This window comes from Corynebacterium urinipleomorphum, assembly GCF_900155535.1.
In the GTDB taxonomy this organism is placed as follows: domain Bacteria; phylum Actinomycetota; class Actinomycetes; order Mycobacteriales; family Mycobacteriaceae; genus Corynebacterium; species Corynebacterium urinipleomorphum.
Genome location: NZ_LT706964.1, coordinates 221,459 through 244,198, shown reverse-complemented (window position 1 = coordinate 244,198; position 22,740 = coordinate 221,459). Strand labels below are relative to the sequence as shown.

Sequence of the window (22,740 nt, the reverse complement as noted above, 5' to 3'; positions counted from 1 at the left end):
GAATGCGTAGGTCCAAAGAGCAATCTCACGTGAGAGCCAGCTTCGCTGTTGGCTCCCACCTAGCGTCTTAGGCTCGTTGTCGGCGAAGCATCGCGAAACCAGCGCCGAGAATAAGAATCGCGATTCCTGCAGGTAGGCCGATGCCGTGGCCACCTGTTCGCGGAAGCGTGCCCGGAGTCTTAGTACTGGGGTAGTTGATGAAGGCATCACTCAGTACAACCCCGTTCATGGAATTATCTGCGGTCAAGACGAATTCCGCGCTCTTGCGCTTGTCATTCACCCCGTATCCCTCCGGAGCCCGCACCTCTTCAATGAAGTAGGTCCCGAGTGGAAGCTGATCCACCTTGAACGAGCCGGGAGCCGGATCGATATCCTTCTTTTCCTGAAGCCCGGAGTTGGGGTAGGTGCAGGTGGCTCCTTGAGCGTTGTCATTCACTACCCACTTCTCGGGAGTGACAGCTTTGCCTTGGGCGTCCTTTGTCCGGGTCAGCTGCCACTGCGAACACGCAAGAGGGTTCTTCTCGTTGTCGATTTTCTTCCAGGAAATAGAAGAAGCCGCAACTGGTGTATTGGTGAAGGTGCAGTTGATGTTTGCGCTCATATTTGACGCAGTCTGAACTTGCCAGACTCGTCCCGTTCCGCCTCGCATCGTCTCAGGCACAGGTTGGGCATTCGCACCCGTGCACTTCAACGTTGTGTCGTAATCGCTCAACTTCGCGTTGTTGGAGCCGTTTTCGCGCAAGAGGTAGGTGGTGTTCGGCTCCAATTTGAATGGGCCCGCCTGAACCGGCTTTCCATCCCTTGTTTTCTGAAGTCCTTTTTCCATTCCCTGAGTCACGGCCGGATTTCCCAAAGGCGATTCCACGAATGCTCCGTTCTGTGCACCCGTCACCTTAGAAATTTCAAGGCTGAACTGATCCGAATCGATCTTTCGTCCATTGGGAAGATCCTTTTGGAGCGTGATCTCGGGGATGAAGCGATTCGCCATGTGAACGATCACTTTTCTTCCCTGGGGCTGGTCACCAATATCGACTTTCGGGTCGGTCAAGGCCCCTGTTTTCAGAGTGTTACCCGATACAATGTCTTTCACTTCATACCAAGAGCCCCGGTAATTGCCCGCCGATCCTTGGCCAGCGACAAACTCGTAGCCTTGCTTGCTGGCTGTGTTCTCAGAGATCGAGACACTTGCCGAGTTCGGAATTCTCTTGCCGGAGGAGTCAACACCGTTGTCACCGTAGAAAGTGACCATCCAGCTAGAGTCGGGTGTTCCCCTAGTGTCATCTATACGGCCGTTGACAGGCACCTTCACACCGTTCTGCCCCGAAAGTTTAGCTGGGTACACCGGGTCGCTAGATTCCAGCCCACCAGCGAGCGTTCCGTCCAAATTGGATTTGATATTTGAGACATTGATACTCATGTCCCAGCCATTCGCTGCGCTTTGATCGGCAACTCGATTGCCTTGTGAGTCGACGATGGTCTTATCCACGGTGACCTCAAGTTGGCAGAGAACTTGGCTGGCTGCCGCTCGAAGTGTGGCTGCGAGATGGTTCCAGTCAGTACCGAAGTAGTCTTCACCGTAAGTCGGTCCGGATACTGCTTTCAGCTGTCCGGCGCCTTTCCAATGCGCAGCGGTTTCTGCTTGGCCGACACCGATCGAGACGATTCGGGTGCCCATCTCTTTAATTTCATTAGCGCGGAAGATTGCAGCTTCGACACCGCGAACTGAGCCATCGACATTCACACCGGTGTTGCCTGAACCCCAGTGGTTAGCGTCACCATCGGTGACGAAAATGACTTCGTCGTATTTGACTCCGGCATTTTTAGCCGCATTGAGTCCGCGTTCCCAGTTGGTCACACCCCCCATCCCCCTCAGGGCGCTCTTGGCCGCCGCCTTAGCCCCCTGCAGGTCAGCATCTACCGAGATCGGCTGGGGATAGTTGGGGGAATTTGACGGAGAATCTGCAGCGAAACTGAAGAAGGCAACGCTAGCACCAGTTCCTTGGAGGCTGTCGAGAAAGCTGCCTGCCTTCTCATAAACCGCATCCCGATAAAGCTGGGTCCCGTTGGCCGCACTAATTGAAGCGGTCGTATCCATAACGAGCGCGATCCTGGGGCCGGTGGAGGCTTGACACCGGCGAGCTTTCTCGATCGGCGGATTATTAAGAGATTGAACGCTGGAACCAAACGAGTTGAGTGGCGCACCGGATGTGTTATCGGGCGTAGTGTTCGCGTAGCTCATCGGAATCACGGATCCGAAGAGATCGCTCCTCTGCCGCAAATTCACAAAACCGGGCAGCTGCGCACCAGTTCGGTTGTTGAAGTTGCCATACTCACCCCAGTTGATTTCCGGGACGTGGTAAGAACCGGGATATTCGGTCTCTTGGACAATGATGAAGTAACCCGTGTCTAGCACTGAAGCCGGTGGATAAATGGTGCAGGTGCCTTTGTCATTGGTCACACAGGTCGCCCATGGTTCATTGATTGGGGTCGAAGGCCCCATATCTGATGCCTCGAATGGAGTTTTTCCAGCAGACCGGTATAGACGGAACCGGAGACCCTTGCTGTAACGGGTGTCATTGCCACGCGGAGAAATCTGCGACTGAATGTTGGACGGTGCCCCCTCCCAGGGTTGATCAAAGGCTCGCGCGTGAATCTGGATTCCGATCCAATTCCCGCCCGGCTTCGTCGCGTCAGCAGGGCGTTCGCCTGTACCCGCGTTTGGGTCCACCGTCGGGGAAGCGGGTGTCGTGCTCGTCGGTTGCGCGGTGCTGGTCGATGGGTCAGAACCAGGCGTCGTAGGTTTCGTGGTTGTGCTTGTCGGAGTCGTGCTGGTCGGCTGCGCGCCAGAGGTAGAAGGGGCGGCTGAAGTCGGAGTCGATGGGGCAGTCGTCGGCTTTGTTGTAGGCGTTGGTGTGGCGGACGGTTCCTTCGAAGTCGTCGGCGGTGGAGGAGTCGTGCACTCTTGGCGCGTGACTGTTGCCTTTACCGTGAAATTGGACGCCGTGTTGTCGCTAATAGGAACTACAACGTCGAATCCACCGTCGGAAGTACCGACCGGGCTCTCCGAAAAAACATAAGTGATGGTTTTCGTGCCGAGACCAGAGCTTTGCGGAGTTTTAGCACCGTTGTAGCTTTCGTGCGTCAGTTGACCACTACTATCTTGAAAAATCGCGACGTAGCTTGTAGATTTGCCGAAACTCTTACTCGAGTTCGAGATTTCGAGTCTTGAAACTCGGTCACCAGTTTTCAATCCTGACAGTTTGAGCAGACGCGCCGCGGGGCTGGCATACTGCGTCGAGGAATCGACCTTGAGGGTTTCAACGGTAGCAACGTCCTTGCACGTCTGCGCCTCCGCCTTCGGCGCGGTGCCAGCCGAGAATGCGAGTCCGGCGACAAGTGCGATAGCGGCGCCCAGCGCAAAGAGGACTGTAGCGAAGCGCGTGAAACCGGAACGCAAGGAAACGACGTCGGCACCGGACTGAGCAGCACCTGCGGCCTCTGCGGGGCGGCGATCTGTGTTGTTCAACATGATTGTGACCTTCGAATTCGTTTCTCGGCTATGCGGATTATTCGTCTTTGCGATTACGTACGAGCAAGGTTCCCCCAGCGATTAGGGCGCCGGCAGCGACTAAAGCCCAGAGGACGTTCGCACCGGTGTAAGCCAGGGGATTTGTCGGTTCGCTGGGCGGTTCACCTGGCTCGTCAACCGGCGGGACAGAAGTGTCCTCGGTCGGCGGCTCAGACTCCGGCGGAGTGTCCGGCGGGAAGCCGGGTGTATCCGGCGCGTCCGGAGTCGTCGGTGGCGTCAGCGTGGTTGGAGGTACTGGGGGCTCTACGCGGGACTTGACCACTGTGACTGTGTCGCCGTTGCGGGTCTGGCAGTCAGCGTCGATAGTCGGCAGGAGCACCAGGAACGGATCCGAAGTGCGGTAGTCATGCGTCGTGTCAATTGGGGCGATTTCTTCAACGAGGTACATGGCTGGCTTGAGGCCGGTGAACGTCGTCACGCCTTCAGCGTCGGTGCGCTGGGCCGCAACCAAGTCGGTGCCGTTCCTCCGCGCTTGCTCAAGGGTAAGCTTTTGCGCTGCGGCGAGGCCCGCATCACTGGTCAAATCGAGCCCGCGGACGGTGTAAAGCTTGAACTCGATCCCCTCGATCGATCCAAGGGGCAGCTGGCCGTCTTTAACGTCGCTGAATTGGTTGCCCTGGGTCTTCTTCACCGTCAGGTTGAGCGGCTCACCGCTGTCCTGCATGAGCGACGTCGACGTGATGTCACGGCACGCGCCGATCACCGGACGGGAATCGGCAAGTGCAACCGGGCCCGACAGCACAGGACCAGCGGACAACCCCGCAACAGCAGCCGCGGCCAATGCCGCCTTAATCATCCGAGTAGTCACTGTGCTCCTTCCAGAGCCTTTTCCTTGCGAGCCCGGTCAATCAGCCACCAGGCCAGCAGAATAAGAATGATCAACACTGCAAGGAGGATGGCCCACATCCACCACTGCACGGGAGTCGCACTTTTGTCGAATACGCTCTCATCGGGGTCCATGGGGACGCGGTGCGAGTGCACGAGCAGGCGGTGGGAGTTGATTCCGTACGGCGTGCAGGTGATCAGGGTGATCCGGTCCTCGCCCTCGCGTGCGCGAAGGCTGTCTGTTTCGTCGGGAAGCACGACCTCGGTGCTGTCCACTTCGTACTTGAGTTTCTCGCCGGCAACCTGGACGTAGATGGCATCGCCCTCTTTGACCTCGTTGAGGTGGTCGAAGAGCGTCGCGCTGGTCAGTCCTGTGTGGCCAGTAAGCACAGCATGTGTGCCTTCGCCACCGACGGGAAGATCAGTTCCGAATAGGTGACCAACGCCTTTTTTCAGTACCTCGTCAGAGGTGCCGTGGTAGATGGGGAGGTCGATCTTGCCGGTCGGCACGATCAGGCGTGCCATGACTGGGTAGTCGTCGAGCTCCTGCGCGTAGCGCTGGTATTCAGGATTGTCGGTGCCGATGCGCGCCAGCCAGGGATCGAGGATCGGCCCCTTTGTGTGAGTCTGGTTGTACACCAGCGCGGATTCGAACTGCTTGCGCAGCAGATCCTCCGGCTCACTCTGTTGCAGTTGCGCGTAGTCGTTGGCTACGTGGTGTTGGCGCACATTGTTCCAGTGAGTTGCCACAACCGGGTACAGCAGAACCAGAACACCAACAAGAATGATGACAACGGGCAGCAGCACGGACTTCTTCTTGGCGTCATTCGTCTTGTCCGGCATCGCGGTATCGACTGCCTGAGTCATTGCCACCACCCGTCATCCTTTAGAAACTTGGGGGAGATACCGCCGTATCAGGCGGCGTTCACAGCGAGAGGTTCTCCCCGATCCGTCTCGCCGCATGTGGCCCGGTTGCCCGGGCCGCGAGGCGTCGACGCGCGCTGCGCAACAACAGCTTTTTCCCGCTTATCGACGCCCCAGCCGCACCCTTCGGTGCTCCCCGACCCCGACCGAGGACCTAGTCACCTAGGCCACGGTGCGGGAAGTCGTTGCGTGGGGTTGTGTACCGCTTAGGCGCTACGACGCTTTGCGGCGAATGCACCAGCTGCGATGATCAGGCCACCGAGCAGCGCGAGCAGACCGATACCCATACCACCGGTGAGCGGGAGCTTCGGGGTGGTGTCCTTAAGGTTGACGACCTCGCCAGCGTTGTTACCAACCTTGATCTCGGAAGCAGTAACGGTGTTGGTGTCGGTGCTTGCGGTCAGAGTGAACTCAAGCGGCTCGGCGAGCAGCTCGAACCCGCTCGGGGACTTGGTCTCGAAGAGGCAGTACTTGGTGTACTTATTCGGCGTGGTATTGCCCTTGCTGTCCATGTTGGCGATGTTGTTCGCGTGCAGGCCTTCGATGGTGACCGTGCCGTCCTGACCAGAAGTCCAAGTGTCCTTTCCGTTAGCCGTTTGGCGAGCATCCTTGTTCGCGTCGGCGTTGGAGCAGGTGGCCTCGTTGGTTCCGTAGACCTGGAACTCTGCACCCTGCAGTGCCTTACGGTCCCCATCAACCTTCTTGAAGTTGATCTTGCCGTAGTAGGTCTTGACCTCAGGAGTATCGTTCGGAGTCTCGTTCTCCTTGGTCTTTTGGTTGGAGTTCGGGTTGTTCTGGATCTGACGTGCCTTGTTCTTGAGCGCACCGTCGGTGAGAACGTTTTCCTTGACCTTGGCCTCAATCGTTGCGGAGATCTGCTGACCGTTCTGGATCTTCGCGACACCAGCGTCCGTGAACTCGACAACGATATTCTGGCCGTTCTTGGTCACGGTGTAGTCGGTGCCCTGGGTGAAGGTGTTCGGGGTGACCGTGACTTTTGCGTTCTCGGCATCGAGGGCTTTGTCGAGGGTATCCTCGATGCGGTAAATCGTGCGGTACTGGCCCTCACGGACCGTCTGCGCCCACGTATCGATGGTGTACTTGACGGTGTCGCCGACGTTCTTGCCGGAGTCCTCGACCTTCTTCTCAGGCTGCTGCTGAGAAGTGTTCTTCGGGTATGCGGTGATGTCGTACAGCCACTGGGTACCACCATTGGTGGCGTTCTCGCGAGTCATCGGGATGAAGACCAGAGAATCAGCTGCCGGGGAGTAGCCGGCCGGAGTGGTGGTCTCCTTCAGGAGGTAGACACCGACGGGGAGGTTATCCCAGTTCGCCTTGCCCTGTGCATCAGTGATCTTCTCGCCAGCGACAGGGGTGCCCTGCTTCGCAGTGGTGACGGTGAGGTTGGACGCAGCAGCGATACCCGCGTTCGTGCTCAGGTCGGCGTTGGTCACCTTGTACAGGGTGAAGCCGGCACCGGCGAGGGCATCGCCCGGCGCCTGGGCCACAACTTCGCCAGTAGGAGCCTGGGTGCTTGCCGGGTTGGCGCGCTTGAAAATGGTCAGCGTACCGGTAGCGGAGGTGTCAATGGTGGAGTCGGAAACGTGAACGCCGCCATCCTCACGGACCACACCGACCTGAGCATCGGCCGGCGCAAAAGGCGCAATACCCAAGGTCAAAGCTGCAGCAGCGGCGACCGTCACGGAACGCACTGCGAGAGAGTGATTCTTCACGTGGAAACCCTTCAGTTTAGTGGCGGGCTTATTACCCGCTGGAGATAGAAACGGGAGCCGCGCGCCACTTTCCGCGGAAAATGCGTCACAGTGAAACACGGCGCAAACCAGGGGAACCCCTGATCACCGCCCAGACCCTCAGGAAACTCGACCGAAAAGCTCCCGGCGGATGACCTTATATTAGGCGATAAACAACCTGTGTGGGAGTTGGCAAACGCCCAGAATCCCCTGCCTGAGAAATACTCGGCCAACCATCCCGGAATTAGCCGACGCGACAGATTAGAAAGTTTTTATAAGAGCTGTTCCCACCGTTTACGTAAACATCAACTTAACTCAACCTTAAATTTTATGATTTACGTCACGTCAGATACTCAATGCCCCTACTCCAGCTGATCCACAACCCCCTGCAGCTGCCACCCCACGACGGCAAAGCTCACATCGCCCCCGGAACTGCCAGTGCCCCCGGTGCGCGCAATAGTGAGCAACCGCCCCGGCATGGGCACGTTGCCCCAGATATCGGCGGTGTCGGGGAGAGCACCCTCGTAGGGGTCGTGCAGATCGGTGACCTGGTACTTGAGCCAGCGGTCGCCTGATTCGCGGGTTTTCAGGTACATAGAGGTGCCGGGAGTCAGCGAACGCTCGTCGCTGAGCGAACGGAATGCCCCGGCGCCACCGCCGTCACCGGCCAGCACCACAATGTCGCTGGAGGATGTGCCGGGCAATACGTACGGCCGGTCGTCAACAGTGAACGCACAGGCGCGATCGGCGCTGGAAGGTACGACGGCGCCACCTTCCACGCGGCAGTCGGCGTCGTCGAATTCCGCCGTCATATCCAGGCTGGGCACACGCATCTCCACGGGGCGCGACGGGGCGATCTCCTCTCCCACGTCCAGGGGTTGCTCGAGCGCCTGGTTTGCTTGTTCCTTCCACGCTCTCATTTCACGGTCGTGTTCGCTGGGCACGCATGCGCGGATGAAGAGAAGGACGAACAGCACCAATAGCAGCACAGCGACCCGGCGGCGTCTCTTGTACACATGCGGGGGCTGCGGCGCGAATCGTCGCGGAGGCGGGGTGGGTCGCACGCCAGCTGGCGGGGTTCTCCGCGGAGGGTATCCGCGCACGTCGTCGCCAGCCATACCCATGACATTAGTTCATCTACACTGGCGCCATGCAGTCAGTACAGGTCACCGAAGTTCCCGAAAACGCCCAGCTTATCGACGTCCGCGAGCCCGACGAATTCTCCGACATCCACGCCGAAGGCGCCGTCAACCTTCCCCTGTCCAATTTCGTGGCACTGGCGGGCCAGATTGATCTGGACCAGCCGGTCTACGTCATCTGCAAGTCCGGCGGCCGTTCAGTGGAAGCGTCGCAGTACATCGAGGAAGTCCTCGGAACTGAGGCGATCAATGTCCTTGGCGGCACCCAGGCGTGGGTCAACGCGGGGCTGCCAACCGCGGAGTAACAACTCACAAACGGCAGTTAGACTGAGCAGCTACGAGCACGGCACCGGTGCCAGGAAGCTCCGTTGGGGCTAGCCGTTCAGCTGCGCTTCCTCACCGCTCACCACACCCTGAAGCTGCCAGCCGATTACCGCGTTCTTCACCGACGGCGCGAACGGGTTGGCGGGCTGGATGCACGTGAGCGTCAGCAACCTGCCCGGCATGGGACCGCTCCCCCAGATCTCCTGCGACTGGGCCAAAGCGGTTTTCTCCGGCTCGTGAAGGTCCGTTGCCTCGTACTTCAACCAGCGGTCACCGGATTGCTCAGTGCGGATGTACAACTCATCGCCGACGGCGACGGTGTGGTGTTCGTTAGACGGGTCGTACAACTTGTCAAAGATCGCGGGTACGCCCGCTGCCGCGTGACCAGCCACAACGACAATGTCGGAGGCATCCGTCCCGGGGAGCGAGTACGGGCGATCGTCCGCCGTGTACACACACGCCTCGGACAACGTGGACGGGTCGATTGAACCGTCTTTGAACAGGCAGTTGTTCTTCTCAAACTTGGCGTGCAGCCCCACCTTCGGGATGGTCATTTCGATCGGACGGGACACCGCGACCTGATCCGCCGCCTGCGAACTCGAGGGGGGCGAAGCGACCTCTTGCTCTTCTCCCTTGCCACCGATGATGCCGCAGGCGCGCAGACCTGCGAAGCCAATGAGCAGCACAACGAGAACAGCGGCAGCACGGCGCAATGGGTACATCCACGACTTCGCGGGCTGTTTCCGGCGTTTCCCGCTCTGGGTACGACGCGTTTCCTGTTGCAATCCCTCCGCGTGCTCATGCGAACGTCGCGGTTCGGCGGTGGCGGGCACTGCCTCCTGCACAAGAGTCTGGTCGGCGCGTGGCGAAGTCTGGCTCTCGCCGTGTAGCTCTCGCGGCTGTCCCTGCGGCACGCGCACCGCAGGCCACTGTTCACGCGCCATCCCCGGGACATGCCCTGCACGGGCACTCTGGCGATCCGGCTGGGGTCGCGGGGTGGGTGAGGGGGAACGGCGATAAGCCGTTGTGCTGCCTGCTGGATCCTCGGCGCCCGGCGCGTACCTGCGGCCTTGTGATCCCTCCGAGCGGCGGCGCCGCGGCGTGGTAGCGGAACGACGCTGCTCGAACCAATGATCCGGCCACTCCTGGGGAGTATCGGTCGCGTGGCGGCCGCGTGTCCGCTGCTCCGGCTCTCTGCGAGCCCCTCCGTGCGCGCCACTCACCGGTCGGCCTTCACGCCGCCGCTGCCCGCTTTCGCCACCGTCATGCATAGCGGCAAGAATAGTCGATAAAGCACGAATTCCCACTATTCATTCCACTGTTTACCCGGCACAATGTCCTTTCAAATTCAGATCGCGGAGTGTTGCGAATGCCGGACTGAACAATGAAGCCATACCAACCATAGGTAGATCCAACGGATGCTAGATTGAGCCCATGGCTGAATCTCTCGCGCACCCGGAATTGTTGATCCAATCCCCCTCATTTCAGATCGAACGGATCCGTCGCGCCACGCGCGAAGAGGTGGAGAGAGCCCTGTCGGAGTTCAACACGACTATGCGCGAGTTCTGGGTACTCACCTGCACGCTGGAGCACGCTGCCAGCCAAACTCAGCTCTCGGAGCTTCTCGCCGTGGATGCCTCCGACATGGTCCGCCTCATTGATTCCCTGGAGACCCACGGGTGGGTCGCCCGTGAGCGCGACGCCAAGGACCGCCGTCGCCAGATCGTCGTGCCAACCAAGAAGGGCGCAAAGGCACACACTCAGCTCGCCCAGGTGGTCTCCGCCGCGGAGGACCGCGCCCTCGACGCGACCACCACCAAGCAGCTGAAGCAACTGCGCAAGCTGTCCAAAGCAATCATGGCACCACCCGCACCCCAGGAGTAGCCGCCCAGGCACGCGAGAAGGGCCCGCCGTAAGCATGATGCTTATCGACGAGCCCTTGTTTCATCCCCACCCCGCCCTAAAACGGGGCTACGTAGGGATGTGTCGTGGTTAAACCAGCTGTGGTTTAGACCAGACGACGACGGCCGAATGCGAAGGCAGCTGCACCCATGATGGAGGCGATCAGCAGACCAACGAGGCCCTTAGCGATGGAGTTGTTACCGGTTGCAGCGCCGACACCACGGTCAGCGTTGTCTGGGGTGCGTGCGTCAGCGCCACCGTTCTGAGCAGCAGCCTGAGCGGCGAGCTCCTCTGCGTTGTTCTCGACGAGCTCCTTGGTCTTAGCCTCGTCCTCGGCGGTCGGGGTCTGGTCAGCGCGCTCAGCCGGAACCAGAACCGGCTCACCCTTGGAGTTCTTCACAACGTTGTAAAGAACCCCACCGAGAGTCACAGCCGCGAGGGTACCCAGGACGCCAGCAGCGATACGACCGGCCGGGACGACCTTGTCGCCGTCCTGCAGCACGGCGTTCTCACCGTTAGCCTTAGCGGACCAGACGATACGGCCGTCCCTGTCCACGATGACGTCGCCCCACTTGAGGGTCACCGGGCGAGGAGCGTTATCGTCCTTGGAACCGAGAACCTCGTTCGTAACCTCTTTACCGTTGCGGATGACGCGGTCACCCGGCTCGAGGGTTGCATACTCGCCGTCGGCCTGTGCGGTGTGCTGCACATTGCCAGCAAAGTCCACAATCTGGTCACCCTTGTTGAGAGTGACCGGGATGGGCTGGAAGGCATCCTGGCTTTCTTCGATCGGCTCATCGTCGCCAAGCTTCACCGGGCGCGGCGGCAGGGTCGGGTCTGCCACAGGCGTGCCATTCACGATGGTATCAGCCTCGTCGCCCGCACTCGCCTCGTCGATAGACGGGTTACCGGGGTTCTCGAAACCGCCCGGGCCGAAAGACGGAGCTCCCGGGACCGGAGCCTGATTGGTGTCGGTAACCACTCCGTCCTCCGCAACTGCGTTCGGAACGATAGCCAGGGTCATTGCACCAGCGGTCGCGAGAGCGACGGCGGTCTTGTTGAAGCGCTTCATGAATCAATCTCTCCTATTGAAGTTGGGAAAAGAAGCAGATCCCAAAGCAGGGTGCCGGACCGACGGTCAGACGACAGGCCTAGACCCGTACTTACTGGGTTAAGGCACAGCGTATACCACGAACTTTACGATCACAACAATCACACCGGTAACATCCGCGAATTCGGAGCTAAGAACGCCCTGGGGACTGTCAATGGGTGAATGCGCCATCTCGATCGAGAGGTGGTTGCGTTGTGACTGGTTGGGTGCCGGAGGAAATTCGTCAGGCGGCGGTTGCCCGTGTTGCTGCTGGCGAGTCCCCTTATTTGGTTGCTGAGGATTTTGGGGTGGTGCCAAAAACTGTCTACAGCTGGATGCACAAAGCGGGTGTAGCCGGTCCATCGACAGTCAGAAGACAGAGCCGACAGGACCGATTTGAGCAAGCATCTGGCTTGGTGCGACAAGGCGCGTCGGTGTCACACGCTGCTCGTAGGGTGGGCTTGCCCGTATCGTCTGTGCGGTCTTGGCTCATCGAACAAGGCGTGGTCGTGCCTGGAAAAGCACCCGCGCGCACAGTCATTTCTGATGAGGATAAACAAGCTGCCGTTGCCTGCGTGCTAGATGGTCAGTCCGCATACCGGATTGCGGAAAGTCTCGGTGTAGCACCTAAGACTGTGTACAGCTGGATGCGTAAAGCAGGGATAACGAGTGACCGCGGTACTGCAAAGCAGTGGAAACACAACCGCCGAGTCGCCGAGGAGATGTTCGCTGACGGTGTGCCGGTGGCTGCGGTTGCCGACTGGTTGGGGGTCAGCAGATCGACGGTGTACCAGTGGCGCAAAGATAGTGTCATGCCAGCACCTTTATCCACCGCCGCGGTGTCTACGGCGGCTACACCAACTGACATCGACGGTATGCGTGTGGGGGTGGGCAAACGGTTGACCGTCTCTGACCGGGCCCAGATCCATGCCGGGTGCGCCCAAGGCTTATCGGCTAGGGCGATCGCTTCATCTATCGGCCGGCACCATAGCGTGGTTGCCAGAGAAATCCGCCGTAACGGGTGGGAGGTCATCAACCCGGCCGGGACGGTGGTGCACACCTATAACGCCGAAGTCGCCGGTGAACGCACAACACGACGGATGGCCAGGCCGAAACCACGCCGCATCGACACGAACTACCGGTTGCGGAAAGTCGTTGTCGCAGGTGTTGCACGCAAATGGTCACCAAAGCGCATCAGCTGCCATCTGGAGCGGGTTTTCGCCGATGATGAAACCATGCAGCTATCCCACGAAGCGATCTACTCCGCGCTCTACATCCAAGGCAAAGGCAGCCTTCGCGCGGAGCTGGAATCGATCATGAAGACCCAGCAAGTACTGATCAAAGGCGGCACGAAACGCACCCCACGGTCGCGTACAGCAGGTCTTGCCACCAACAGCCGGTCGTGGATCACAGGTGCAGAAATCACCACCCGGCCACCAGAAGTCGACGACCGGGCTATCCCCGGGCACTGGGAGGGAGACCTCGTCATCGGCAAAGGAGGTAAAAGTGCGTTGATCACCCTGATTGAACGCTCCAGCCGGTATACCCTGCTGGGGCATTTGCCTGACGAGCACTCATCGGCCACCGTGGTCGGAACGCTGCAACGCATGGTCAAAGACCTCAACGCCGAACAGTTAAAGACCATCACGTGGGACCAAGGATCAGAAATGGCGCTGACTGCCACGGTGTCGATCGCTGATGGGTGCAAGGTCTATTTCTGCGACCCGCACTCACCGTGGCAGCGGCCCACCAACGAGAACACCAACGGGGAAATCCGGCGCCGGTTCTTCCCGAAAGGAACCGACTTCGCCCTTGTCAGCGCCGAGGAAGTCGCCTGGGTCCAAAACGAACTCAACGACACCCCCATCGTCAAGTTTCACGGAGCCACACCCCGTGAAAAACTAGAAGAACTATTCAACGGTGGCGCAATCACCGCATGATCCCGCCCTGCGAAAATGTTACGTTTAAATTCGAATGCGGAACTCAAGCTGCTTCTTCGCTGTTCAGCGCCTGTCAGATCGGTCATTTAAACGATGATTCTCGAATCTTCATTGGCATGAAGAAATTCTGGAAATTTTTTCATCAGTGGAGTTTTCACGGGGTTTTCACCCCACATCGGGCGCAGCACGGCTCTCAGACAGAGCGGCTTTGCGCTTCGCGTTCACGCTGACGGCGTAGCTTGCGATCGCGGTAACGCTTCCACAAAATCAGCAGGAGAACGAGAAGGACGATCAGCACGACGGCGATCATCCACCACGACCAACCGATGCCGGCATCCGGGATCTCCTCATTCGGGTCCAAAGGGACGCGGACAGCATGGACGAGCAACCGATCGGTGTTCAGGCCGTACGACGTGCACGTGATCAACGTGACCTGGTCTAGTTCGGGCTCATACGTCACCGCGTCGTAGCGGTCGGGTTTGACCACCTCGCGGGACGTCATCTTGTACCGGGGCACCTCACCCATGACCTCTATATAGATGTCATCGCCCTCTTTGAGCATGGGCAGTTGGTCGAACATCGCGGCGTTGACCATTCCGGTATGGGAAGAAATAACGGAATTAGTGCCCAGCCCGCCAACGGGCAGGGTGGAGCCGTACATGTGGCCGGCGCCGTCGTAAAGCACCTTCGGCTGTGTGGTGTGATAAACGGGCAAGTCGACGTTGATCGCCGGCACACGGATGCGCGCCATGATGCGGTACTGCTCCGGGAGCGTGAGCTGACTCATGTAATCGTCAAAGCCCGGATCCCCCTCCACAGGAGGGCGTGCGTGTGGGCCTTTCGCCAACAACCTGTCGTTGTACTCGTGGGCGCGGCGGAGTTGCTCAGCTTTGGCCTCACTATCCAGCGCGGCCACTGCGTCTGCCCTGTGATGCCATCTCACGCTACCCACACTGGTTCTATTCGTCCTACCCGTTGTCGTCCTCATCATCCCGCCGACGCCTTAACAGGAACCCGAGAAGAATGAACAGGGCTCCAAGGATTGTCACGCCGATCACGGCCGCACCCGTCGAAGCGAGGTCACGGCTACGTTTGCCGCCGCCGGTGTCCGGTGCACCGTTGTCAGAGCCCCCACCCGGTGTCCTTCCGTTGGTGCTACCACCCGCATCTGGTGCACCCCGTCCATCACGGTCTTTCCGCTCGCATCTTTGCGGGGAGCAAGTCGCAGTTGCTTCTCCACGTCGAATTGCGTCGGTTGCGTCCCTTAGTGTGGTGTAACGCTTGCTGATGGTGGGCCCTTGAAAATAGTGGGGCGGCCACCGTCAGTAACCTTTCGACTCAACTACCACATCTCACCGAAAGGCACATGACGATGACCGCTGCTCCGCATTCTATCGACCCGACAACCTATCTGGACGATCTGCTCGCCCAAGCGTCGCCAGATCTAATGCGGCAGATGCTGCAAGGGTTTATCAACCAGATCCTCTCCGCCCAGGCCGACACCGTCTGCGGCGCCGAGTACGGTGTTGCTTCCACCGAGCGGGTCAACCACCGCAACGGGTACCGCCACCGCGATCTGGACACCCGCGTCGGCACGATCGATGTGGCAGTGCCGAAGCTACGCCACGGCGCTTTCTTCCCAGACTGGCTGCTCGAGCGACGCTCACGGGCCGAACGGGCCTTATCGACCGTGATCGCGACGTGCTATCTCAAAGGGGTCTCCACCCGCAGAATGAACGATCTGGTGGCAACACTTGGCATTTCCAACATGTCGAAATCGCAAGTCTCACGGATGTCGGAAGAACTCGACGAGATGGTCGCCGATTTCAAAAACCGTCCACTCGATCCCGGTGGGTACGCCTACCTGTCGTGCGATGCGCTGACGATCAAGGTGCGTGAAGGCGGCCGGGTGGTCAAATGCTGCGTGCTGTTGGCCACCGGGGTCAACGCCGACGGCTACCGCGAAATGCTCGGCATGCACGTCGCCACCGCGGAATCCAACGCATCGTGGAAAGGCTTCTTCCAAGACTTAAAAGCCCGCGGACTTCGCGGTGTCTTCCTGATCACCAGTGACGCTCACGAAGGCATCCAGCACGCCATTGCTGAGGTGCTGCCTGATGCGTCGTGGCAGCGGTGCCGCACCCATTTCGCTAAGAACCTCTACGAGCAGGTCCCGAAAACACAGTGGCCGATGGTCTCAGCGATGTTCCAGACGATCTTCCAGCAACCTGACGCGGCATCCACCTGGGGGCAAGCCCATGAGGTCGTTGATCTGTTGGAACCGAAGTTCCCCCAGGTAGCAACGTACTTAGAGGAATCACTCGATGAGGTGTTGGCGTTTACCGCCGCCCCGAAACCAGTTTGGACGAAGGTGTGGTCGAACAATCCCACAGAACGGTTAAACCGGGAGATCCGCCGGCGCACCGATGTTGTGGGTATCTTCCCGAATCGTGAATCCATCATCCGGCTTGTTGGTGCGGTACTTGCAGAGCAACACGACGATTGGATCCAGCAGAAACGCTACATGTCACTATCCGCACTCGAACAGACCAAACACCTCATGCACCGCACAGGAGACGATCATGGTGAGCAGCACCAGCTAACCGCCTAACCAAACCCCGAACTTCATACCGAGCCGAAAGCACGAACGGCTACACCACTACACGGGACTTGACCATTGCGTCGTGTCGTACTTGACCCTGAACCGGTACGTCGGGTTGAGCAACGTGCTTGTCCCCCGCCGTTTGCTCCCTGCGTATACGCCGTTGCTGTGGCAGCACCATTGCTCCCCCACCCCAGCATCAGTGTCTTGCCGGGCAGGACGGGCTTATCGCCATCCTGGAATGACTCCCACACAGTGCAGTTCGCTCCCACCGGCAAACCCGTGATCGACGCGGACTGGCCGCGGGTGAACGTGCGGGATCCGCTCAAGTGCCCCGGGTACGCCTTGTTGCACCCCTGATAGTCCTCGCACCTGTGGTTGATGATGAATTTGTGGTCGTTCATCTCGGAAAGGTTCTGTGCCGTGCCGTCAAGCTGCTTACTCAGCTCTAACGTGGCCGGCTGATACTTCGACTCCCAGCTGACGGTGCAGTTCAACTCGCGGTTCTCCGCGTTCGCTGTAGCGATCTCAGTCGTACCCGCCGCGACGTTATTCGTCACCGTGAAACCACCAGCGGATCCGCTGCGCAGCTTCGTCACAACCGGTGCGCCGTCCGTTTTTGCTGTGCAGGGCGCGGATTCAGGTTCATTTATTCACTGAAATAAGCACCCTTGATCGACGCGATTGTCGCCGGGTCTCCCGCCACACAAAGCCTGGCTACTTCGACAGCATCGTCGTACGTGCCGCGGAGCGCGGCGAAACCGCACTCGACCGACGTGACTGCATTGATGGGCAAACCAGTCATGAGCATCGTCCGGGCTCGCGCCCCACCCACCAAATCCGCAAGCTCAACGGCGAGACTAGGTGGCACGGTCACCCCCATCTTGGCCACCGGAATAGCGAACCGCGCAGACGGTGCCACCACGCGGATATCGCACGCCCCCGCCAGCATCGCGCCGGCGCCGATCGCGGGGCCGTTCACGTACGCCACCACGGCTTTCTCCGCGCCGCGGATCACGTCCACCACGCGCTTGAGCGACGGGTAGATCCCGGTGGGATCGCCAGCCGTCAGGTCGGCCCCAGCGGAGAAGGCTGTGCCGGCGCCGGTGAGGAGGACAGCGGAGCCGTCGATAAGCGCGCGCTCCAGCTCCTGCTCAAGCGCAACGAGCAGTTCTTCGCTCAGCGCGTTGCGTTTTTCATCGCGGTTGAGGGTCAGCTCGACGATGCCGTCGGCAGGGCGGGTGACGTTGATAAGCACAGTGTTGACACTAGGCCCCCGGGGTAGGGCGCACAACGGCAACGCGAGATTTCGCATGGCGGGTCCGGGACTTAAACCGTTAGTTACTCACTGCTAGATGCTTGGGTATGTGCAGCAGAGTGAAAACGCCTAGGAACAAATAAGTGCTCCTAGGCGCATTCTCAGACTGCGGCGACTAGTCCCCGATCTGGTCGCGGCCGCGTTTGACGATCAACGGGTCCGGCTCGCCCACCACGTCGTGATCCTTATTCGTGTACTCAAACTTGGACAGGATGTAGCGCATGGCGTTGATGCGGGCGCGCTTCTTGTCGTTGGACTTGATGGTGACCCACGGGGACTCATCCGTGTCCGTGTAACGGAACTGCTCTTCCTTGGCGCGGGTGTAGTCATCCCACTTATCCAAGGACGCGAGGTCCATCGGCGACAGCTTCCACTGGCGCACCGGGTCGACCTGGCGGATGGCAAAGCGCGTGCGCTGCTCCTTCCGCGTCACGGAGAACCAGAATTTGGTCAGCGAGATGCCGGAGCCGAGGATCATGTTCTCCAGCATCGGCACCTCACGAAGGAACTCCGCGTGCTGCGATTCGGTGCAGAATCCCATCACGCGCTCCACGCCGGAGCGGTTGTACCAAGAGCGGTCGAAGAAGACGATCTCGCCGCCCGCTGGGAAGTGCTCGATGTAGCGCTGGAAGTACCACGACGTGGACTCGCGCGGCGACGGCTTTTCCAGTGCCACCGTGCGCGCACCACGCGGGTTCAGGTGCTCATTGAAGCGCTTGATTGTGCCGCCTTTACCGGCTGCGTCGCGCCCCTCAAAGATGATGATGTGGCGCTGCCCCGTGTCCTTAGTCCAGTTCTGCCACTTCAGCAGCTCGATCTGCAGCGCACGCTTCACCTTCTCGTACTCGTCGCGCGTCATGCGCTCGTCATACGGGTAATTCTCGCGCCACGTCTGGATCGGCGTGCCGTCCGGCATCAGAAGCGTCGGGTCGTCTTCATCCGAATCGTCGACGTAGTAACCCTCAGTCTGAGTGAGGTCGATCATGGGCATGTCATCATCGTTTGCCATGCCCGCCAGTTTAGCGGCGCTCGCGCCCCACCGCTTGAGCTACGCGGTCTTCTCGCCAGGGTCTCGTTCCCCCTTCTGTACCCCCTCTTGAGACACGCCTCTGAAACGCAAAAATCCCGCCGTATGAGCGGCGGGATCAGCATACTCGCTAGAAGTTTCCTAGCGGCGCGTCATTTAGCGCGGGAGAAGCTCGAGGAGCTTCTGCAGGCCAGCAGCTGCGTCAACGAGCGGCTGCATGAACTCGAAGACCGGAGCGAGCAGATCGTTGTAGAACTGATATGCACCGTGGCCGAGAGCGGAAGAGCCGTTGATGAAAGAGTTGAATTTCTCCATGATGTGTTCTCCTTAGGAACGAAGTGAAAGGTGGTTCTTACTTGGAGGAAGCTGCCGCGACAGCGCGAACTGCCTCGCCGAACTGGACCGGAGCCTTCTGGAAGAAGTCGAACAGGCCACCGAGGAACTCGTTCCAGCCGTTCCAGGTGTTCTGGAAGTTCTCGAGGTGCCAGATGATTTCGTTCACGTTCATGTGAATGATCTCCTTGTAGATATCACCGGCGAGCGCCGGATGAGGGTTTCTGGATCTTCAGACACCCCGATCGGGCGTCACAGTCAGATATGTTGCCATAGACAGATTTTCAGTCAACAACCCGTCGCAAATAGACGTAGGGATAAGACAACCTTAATTTCTCATTAATCCCTGAATTTATCGTCAGTAAGGCCTGAACCGCGCCAGCATACTGGAACTTCCTCGCCAGCGAACTGACCCTTCAAATTTCTTTCGCCCACTCCGTAACGGCCCCCTTAAAGACACCGATAACGGCACCGCCGAATGAACCCTTGCAGCTTAAAGGCCTCGCCGTACCCCCTTTTTGGGGTGGGCGAGAGCTCTCCGACTCCCGCACTGCCTGTTAGAGCATCCCCCAGAAACGCGAAACCCCGCCGTGAATGCGACGGGGTTCGATCCTGGGTGTCTGATCAATCAGATGGTTACTTGATCACAACGTCCATGATGCCGCCGATACCGCCAGCGATGCCGGTCACCGGAACCATGAATCCGAAGATCGGGTAGAGAATCTCATTCCAGAAGTTGATAAAGAAGTTAATCACGTTGCCGAGCGTCCCGGTGGAGGACAGCTCGCTCATCGCGTCGACGTTGTCGAGGGCCTTGGTGATTCCGTTTTCCATGACTGTTCTCCTTGAATTTCAGGAAGTCTTAGAGCTTCTTGACCGGCTGAGCCGCAGAGCTGAGGGCGTTGGCGCTGTTCTTGTCGAACAAAGCCTTGAGGTTGTCGATCTTGACCGTCTCGGTGAAGAAGCGCTTCAACTCGTCGAAAACCACGAGGACGCCGTTTTCCTTGTCGAACAGGTCCTTGAAGCCGGAGACGATGTCCTTGCCGGAAGAAAGAAGATCCTTGATATCGCTTGCGTTCATGTTTTTCTCCTTATGCGATCCCTTGAAGGCCCGTCAGAGCCGCGATGGGGTGAGATATGGGTGCCCTTGACGAGCACCACAGAGGATGTGGATTACTTGACCAGACCCACGAGGGTCTTAACACCAGAGCCCAGGTTGAAGATCGGTTTGAGAACTTCCCAGAACGGAGCGAAAAGGGTGTTCCAGATCGTAGCCAGGTGAGCGATGAGGTCGAAAGATTCCATGGTTTTCTCCTTAGAAGAATGAAGGGATTATTACGGCGCGGGAGTAGCTACTACTTCTTAGAGGAGCCCTTGACGCTGGAAAGGCCGTCGAATTCGTACTTTCCTTCGGCGTTGGGCGTAGCCGGAGTCTTCAGGGCTTCCTTCAGCTCGTCCTTGTTCGCCGGGTTCAGGAGGCCGGTCTCAGGGTCGAACTGCTCGATCAGGGCCTTGAGCGCATCGCGCCATGCCTGGGAGAAGAGCTCAGCGAGGCTCTGGAAAACCTTGCCCCAGCCGCTCCACGTGTCACCGAGGTTCTGCAGGTGCCATGCAATGTCAGTGGGATTCATACTCAAAGATCTCCTTGAATATTTCCGGCCCGAGCCGGAGGGTGCTTGTTTCAAGACGCCCCGATCGGGCATCACGATCTTGAAATATAGCCAGTACTTCCTGTTTGCGCGCTGCGAAGAGAACAATTCGGTAGGTACCCAAACGTTCAACCAGGTGAACAGGAGTTAACGGGCTTTTGAAGCTTTAGGTTTAGGCATTCTGAACTGCATTTTTACCGCGTCGCGAGAGTTGCAGCGGCGGAAAACGAAACCGCATTTCGTTTGAGTTTGATTAGCTGACGGCAAAATAGTTCAGAACGCTTTTCGGCTCTTTGGGCGCATCCGCCCCCGTATGGGGTAGGTCCTCACGTTTGGTGGAGCGTGCGCATGGTGCCTGAAACACGAAAAACACCTCTGCCGGTCCGGTGGGATCGGGAGAGGTGTGATTCGTCGATAAGCAGAATGCTTACATCATGCCGCCCATGGCCTCCGGGTCCATGGCGGGAGCTGCGGGCTCCGGCTTCTGGGCGACGACTGCCTCAGTGGTGAGGAACAGTGCCGCAATTGAGGCGGCGTTCTGCAGAGCAGAACGGGTGACCTTAGCCGGGTCAGCGATGCCGTTGGCGAGCATCTCAACGTACTCGCCGGTGGCGGCGTTGAGGCCCTGGCCAGCCGGAAGGTTAGCAACCTTGTCGGCGACAACGCCCGGCTCCAGTCCAGCGTTGAGGGCGATCTGCTTCAACGGTGCGGAGAGAGCCTCGCGGACGATCTTCACGCCCGTGGCCTCGTCGCCCTCGAGGCCGAGGTCGCCCTCGAGCTCCTTGGCTGCCTGCAGGAGAGCGACGCCACCGCCGGCGACGATGCCCTCTTCGACTGCTGCCTTCGCGTTGCGGACAGCATCCTCGATGCGCAGCTTGCGCTCCTTGAGCTCAACCTCGGTAGCTGCGCCGACCTTGAGCACAGCGACGCCGCCGGCGAGCTTGGCCAGGCGCTCCTGGAGCTTCTCGCGGTCGTAGTCAGAATCGGAGTTCTCGATCTCGGCGCGGATCTGCTTCACACGGCCCTCGATCTGAGCCTGGTCGCCTGCACCCTGGACGATGGTGGTGTCATCCTTGGTGATCACGGCCTTGCGTGCCTGGCCGAGCAGGGAGACATCAGCGCCGTCGAGGGTGAGGCCGACCTCCTCGGAGATGACCTGGCCGCCGGTCAGGATCGCGATGTCCTGCAGCATTGCTTTACGACGGTCGCCGAAGCCCGGCGCCTTCACAGCCACCGACTTGAACGTGCCGCGGATCTTGTTCACCACGAGGGTGGACAGGGCCTCGCCCTCAACGTCCTCGGCAATGATCAGCAGCGGCTTGCCGGACTGCATGACCTGCTCCAGAACCGGGACGAGCTCCTTGACGTTGGAGATCTTGCCGGAGACCAGCAGGATGTAGGGGTCCTCCAGCACAGCCTCGCCGCGCTCCATGTCGGTGGCGAAGTATGCGGAGATGTAGCCCTTGTCAAAACGCATACCTTCGGTGACCTCGAGGTCCACGCCGAAGGTGTTGGACTCCTCGACCGTGATAACGGACTCCTTGTTCACGGAGCCGTTGCCGACGGCGTACATTGCCTCGGCGATCTTCTTGCCGATCTCGGGGTCGGAAGCGGAGATGCCGGCGGTGGAAGCGATCTCTTCCTCGGTCTCGACCTCCTTAGCCGAGTCGAGCAGCGCCTGGGACACCTTGTCGGTGGCAGTCTGGATGCCGCGCTTGATGCCCATCGGGTTGGAGCCTGCAGCCACGTTGCGCAGACCCTCGCGCACGAGTGCCTGCGCCAGGACGGTAGCGGTGGTGGTGCCGTCACCGGCGACGTCGTCAGTCTTCTTGGCTACTTCCTTGACCAGCTCGGCGCCGATCTTCTCGTACGGGTCCTCGAGCTCGATGTCCTTAGCAATGGTCACGCCGTCATTCGTAATCGCCGGCGCGCCCCAGGACTTCTCCAGCACCACGTTGCGGCCCTTTGGGCCGAGGGTGACCTTCACAGCGTCGGCCAGGGTGTTCAGACCCTGCTCGAGGCTGCGGCGTGCTTCCTCGTCGAATGCGATCATCTTTGCCATGTGAGTTTGTTGCTCCTCTATATAGGGAAAGGCGACGCCACTCTCACGTCTACAAGGTCCAAGCGGGCGCCCGCGACGGCACGGCTGGTGAGCGCAATTCAGCCTCACCCGCTCGAAATTGACTTTTAGCACTCACTTGGCGGGAGTGCTAGAGCCATTTTTAGCAGTGTGCTGCCGCGAGTGCAAGGTCGGAATGAAGAGCTGAGAGCGCACCGCCGCAGCCCTGCAAGGCCGTACCTGGCACGCCGTGCGGATTCTCCATCAA

The 22,740-nt window shown here is 59.5% G+C and carries 24 protein-coding genes; 4 read left to right on the top strand and 20 right to left on the bottom strand.

Translation table 11 applies throughout. The annotated features are described in order from the left end of the window. Positions 1 to 67: 67 nt before the first annotated feature. The 6 genes from CZ338_RS06555 to CZ338_RS06530 all read right to left on the bottom strand — a co-directional run bounded on the left by CZ338_RS06555 (position 68) and on the right by CZ338_RS06530 (position 8,066). Positions 68 to 2,458, bottom strand: a complete 2,391-nt coding sequence (locus CZ338_RS06555) for a SpaA isopeptide-forming pilin-related protein (protein WP_143341274.1) — start codon at positions 2,456 to 2,458, stop codon at positions 68 to 70. A gap of 322 nt (positions 2,459 to 2,780) precedes the next feature. Beyond that, positions 2,781 to 2,960, bottom strand: a complete 180-nt coding sequence (locus tag CZ338_RS06550) for a hypothetical protein (protein WP_087117474.1) — start codon at positions 2,958 to 2,960, stop codon at positions 2,781 to 2,783. Positions 2,961 to 3,566: 606 nt separating this feature from the next. After that, positions 3,567 to 4,397 (bottom strand): pilin N-terminal domain-containing protein, encoded by an 831-nt coding sequence (locus CZ338_RS06545; RefSeq protein ID WP_143341273.1) that lies wholly within the window; start codon positions 4,395 to 4,397, stop codon positions 3,567 to 3,569. Next, complete coding sequence (locus CZ338_RS06540) at positions 4,394 to 5,281, bottom strand: class C sortase (protein ID WP_087117472.1); 888 nt, start codon at positions 5,279 to 5,281, stop codon at positions 4,394 to 4,396. The genes CZ338_RS06545 and CZ338_RS06540 overlap by 4 nt, the downstream gene beginning before the upstream one ends. A gap of 263 nt (positions 5,282 to 5,544) precedes the next feature. After that, entirely contained in the window at positions 5,545 to 7,071 is a 1,527-nt protein-coding gene (locus CZ338_RS06535) for a SpaH/EbpB family LPXTG-anchored major pilin (RefSeq protein WP_087117471.1), read from the bottom strand. Positions 7,072 to 7,451: 380 nt separating this feature from the next. After that, positions 7,452 to 8,066, bottom strand: a complete 615-nt coding sequence (locus CZ338_RS06530) for a hypothetical protein (RefSeq protein WP_143341272.1) — start codon at positions 8,064 to 8,066, stop codon at positions 7,452 to 7,454. Positions 8,067 to 8,239: 173 nt separating this feature from the next. Between CZ338_RS06530 and CZ338_RS06525 the strand changes: the two genes are divergently transcribed. Next, entirely contained in the window at positions 8,240 to 8,533 is a 294-nt protein-coding gene (locus CZ338_RS06525) for a rhodanese-like domain-containing protein (protein ID WP_087117469.1), read from the top strand. A gap of 69 nt (positions 8,534 to 8,602) precedes the next feature. On the opposite strand, the gene CZ338_RS06520 is transcribed toward CZ338_RS06525, so the two are convergent. Further along, complete coding sequence (locus tag CZ338_RS06520; protein WP_087117468.1) at positions 8,603 to 9,274, bottom strand: sortase family protein; 672 nt, start codon at positions 9,272 to 9,274, stop codon at positions 8,603 to 8,605. A gap of 712 nt (positions 9,275 to 9,986) precedes the next feature. On the opposite strand from CZ338_RS06520, the gene CZ338_RS06515 reads away from it, so the two are divergent. Next, positions 9,987 to 10,436, top strand: coding sequence for a MarR family winged helix-turn-helix transcriptional regulator (locus CZ338_RS06515; RefSeq protein ID WP_087117467.1), 450 nt, complete (start codon positions 9,987 to 9,989; stop codon positions 10,434 to 10,436). 124 nt (positions 10,437 to 10,560) lie between these two features. On the opposite strand, the gene CZ338_RS06510 is transcribed toward CZ338_RS06515, so the two are convergent. Beyond that, positions 10,561 to 11,526, bottom strand: a complete 966-nt coding sequence (locus CZ338_RS06510; protein ID WP_087117466.1) for a hypothetical protein — start codon at positions 11,524 to 11,526, stop codon at positions 10,561 to 10,563. A gap of 527 nt (positions 11,527 to 12,053) precedes the next feature. On the opposite strand from CZ338_RS06510, the gene CZ338_RS06505 reads away from it, so the two are divergent. Beyond that, the gene (locus tag CZ338_RS06505; RefSeq protein WP_143341209.1) at positions 12,054 to 13,484 is read left to right on the top strand and encodes an IS30 family transposase; all 1,431 of its coding nucleotides are present in this window, start codon (positions 12,054 to 12,056) and stop codon (positions 13,482 to 13,484) included. A 193-nt stretch (positions 13,485 to 13,677) separates the two neighbouring features. On the opposite strand, the gene CZ338_RS06500 is transcribed toward CZ338_RS06505, so the two are convergent. Both CZ338_RS06500 and CZ338_RS11375 read right to left on the bottom strand, forming a co-directional pair. After that, entirely contained in the window at positions 13,678 to 14,400 is a 723-nt protein-coding gene (locus tag CZ338_RS06500) for a class C sortase (protein WP_235839480.1), read from the bottom strand. Positions 14,401 to 14,452: 52 nt separating this feature from the next. Then, a complete protein-coding gene (locus tag CZ338_RS11375; RefSeq protein WP_407919368.1) occupies positions 14,453 to 14,731 on the bottom strand; it encodes an LPXTG cell wall anchor domain-containing protein in 279 nt (92 codons plus the stop codon). Between the two features lie 125 nt (positions 14,732 to 14,856). On the opposite strand from CZ338_RS11375, the gene CZ338_RS06495 reads away from it, so the two are divergent. Further along, on the top strand, positions 14,857 to 16,095 hold the full coding sequence (locus CZ338_RS06495; RefSeq protein WP_204211789.1) for an IS256 family transposase: 1,239 nt from the start codon (positions 14,857 to 14,859) through the stop codon (positions 16,093 to 16,095). Positions 16,096 to 16,109: 14 nt separating this feature from the next. Here the strand turns inward: CZ338_RS06495 and CZ338_RS11370 are convergent, their stop codons facing one another. The 10 genes from CZ338_RS11370 to groL form a co-directional block, all read right to left on the bottom strand. Next, positions 16,110 to 16,646 carry a DUF5979 domain-containing protein gene (locus CZ338_RS11370; protein WP_407919367.1) on the bottom strand — a complete coding sequence of 179 codons (537 nt, stop codon included), beginning with the start codon at positions 16,644 to 16,646 and terminating at the stop codon, positions 16,110 to 16,112. An 89-nt stretch (positions 16,647 to 16,735) separates the two neighbouring features. Next, positions 16,736 to 17,344, bottom strand: coding sequence for an enoyl-CoA hydratase-related protein (locus CZ338_RS06485; RefSeq protein ID WP_162287323.1), 609 nt, complete (start codon positions 17,342 to 17,344; stop codon positions 16,736 to 16,738). 175 nt (positions 17,345 to 17,519) lie between these two features. Continuing rightward, the gene (gene ppk2 / locus CZ338_RS06480; RefSeq protein ID WP_087117462.1) at positions 17,520 to 18,413 is read right to left on the bottom strand and encodes a polyphosphate kinase 2; all 894 of its coding nucleotides are present in this window, start codon (positions 18,411 to 18,413) and stop codon (positions 17,520 to 17,522) included. 174 nt (positions 18,414 to 18,587) lie between these two features. Continuing rightward, positions 18,588 to 18,746: a hypothetical protein gene (locus CZ338_RS10880; protein ID WP_154669281.1), complete on the bottom strand. Its 159-nt coding sequence runs from the start codon at positions 18,744 to 18,746 to the stop codon at positions 18,588 to 18,590. 37 nt (positions 18,747 to 18,783) lie between these two features. Further along, positions 18,784 to 18,939, bottom strand: coding sequence for a hypothetical protein (locus CZ338_RS10875; protein WP_154669280.1), 156 nt, complete (start codon positions 18,937 to 18,939; stop codon positions 18,784 to 18,786). Positions 18,940 to 19,400: 461 nt separating this feature from the next. Continuing rightward, positions 19,401 to 19,598 carry a hypothetical protein gene (locus CZ338_RS06475; RefSeq protein ID WP_087117461.1) on the bottom strand — a complete coding sequence of 66 codons (198 nt, stop codon included), beginning with the start codon at positions 19,596 to 19,598 and terminating at the stop codon, positions 19,401 to 19,403. A 28-nt stretch (positions 19,599 to 19,626) separates the two neighbouring features. Further along, positions 19,627 to 19,845, bottom strand: coding sequence for a hypothetical protein (locus CZ338_RS06470; RefSeq protein ID WP_087117460.1), 219 nt, complete (start codon positions 19,843 to 19,845; stop codon positions 19,627 to 19,629). A 92-nt stretch (positions 19,846 to 19,937) separates the two neighbouring features. After that, entirely contained in the window at positions 19,938 to 20,069 is a 132-nt protein-coding gene (locus CZ338_RS11255; RefSeq protein ID WP_268875424.1) for a hypothetical protein, read from the bottom strand. 50 nt (positions 20,070 to 20,119) lie between these two features. After that, positions 20,120 to 20,395 (bottom strand): hypothetical protein, encoded by a 276-nt coding sequence (locus tag CZ338_RS06465; RefSeq protein WP_087117459.1) that lies wholly within the window; start codon positions 20,393 to 20,395, stop codon positions 20,120 to 20,122. Positions 20,396 to 20,840: 445 nt separating this feature from the next. Then, positions 20,841 to 22,475, bottom strand: a complete 1,635-nt coding sequence (gene groL, locus CZ338_RS06460) for a chaperonin GroEL (RefSeq protein WP_087117458.1) — start codon at positions 22,473 to 22,475, stop codon at positions 20,841 to 20,843. Positions 22,476 to 22,740 lie beyond the last annotated feature (265 nt).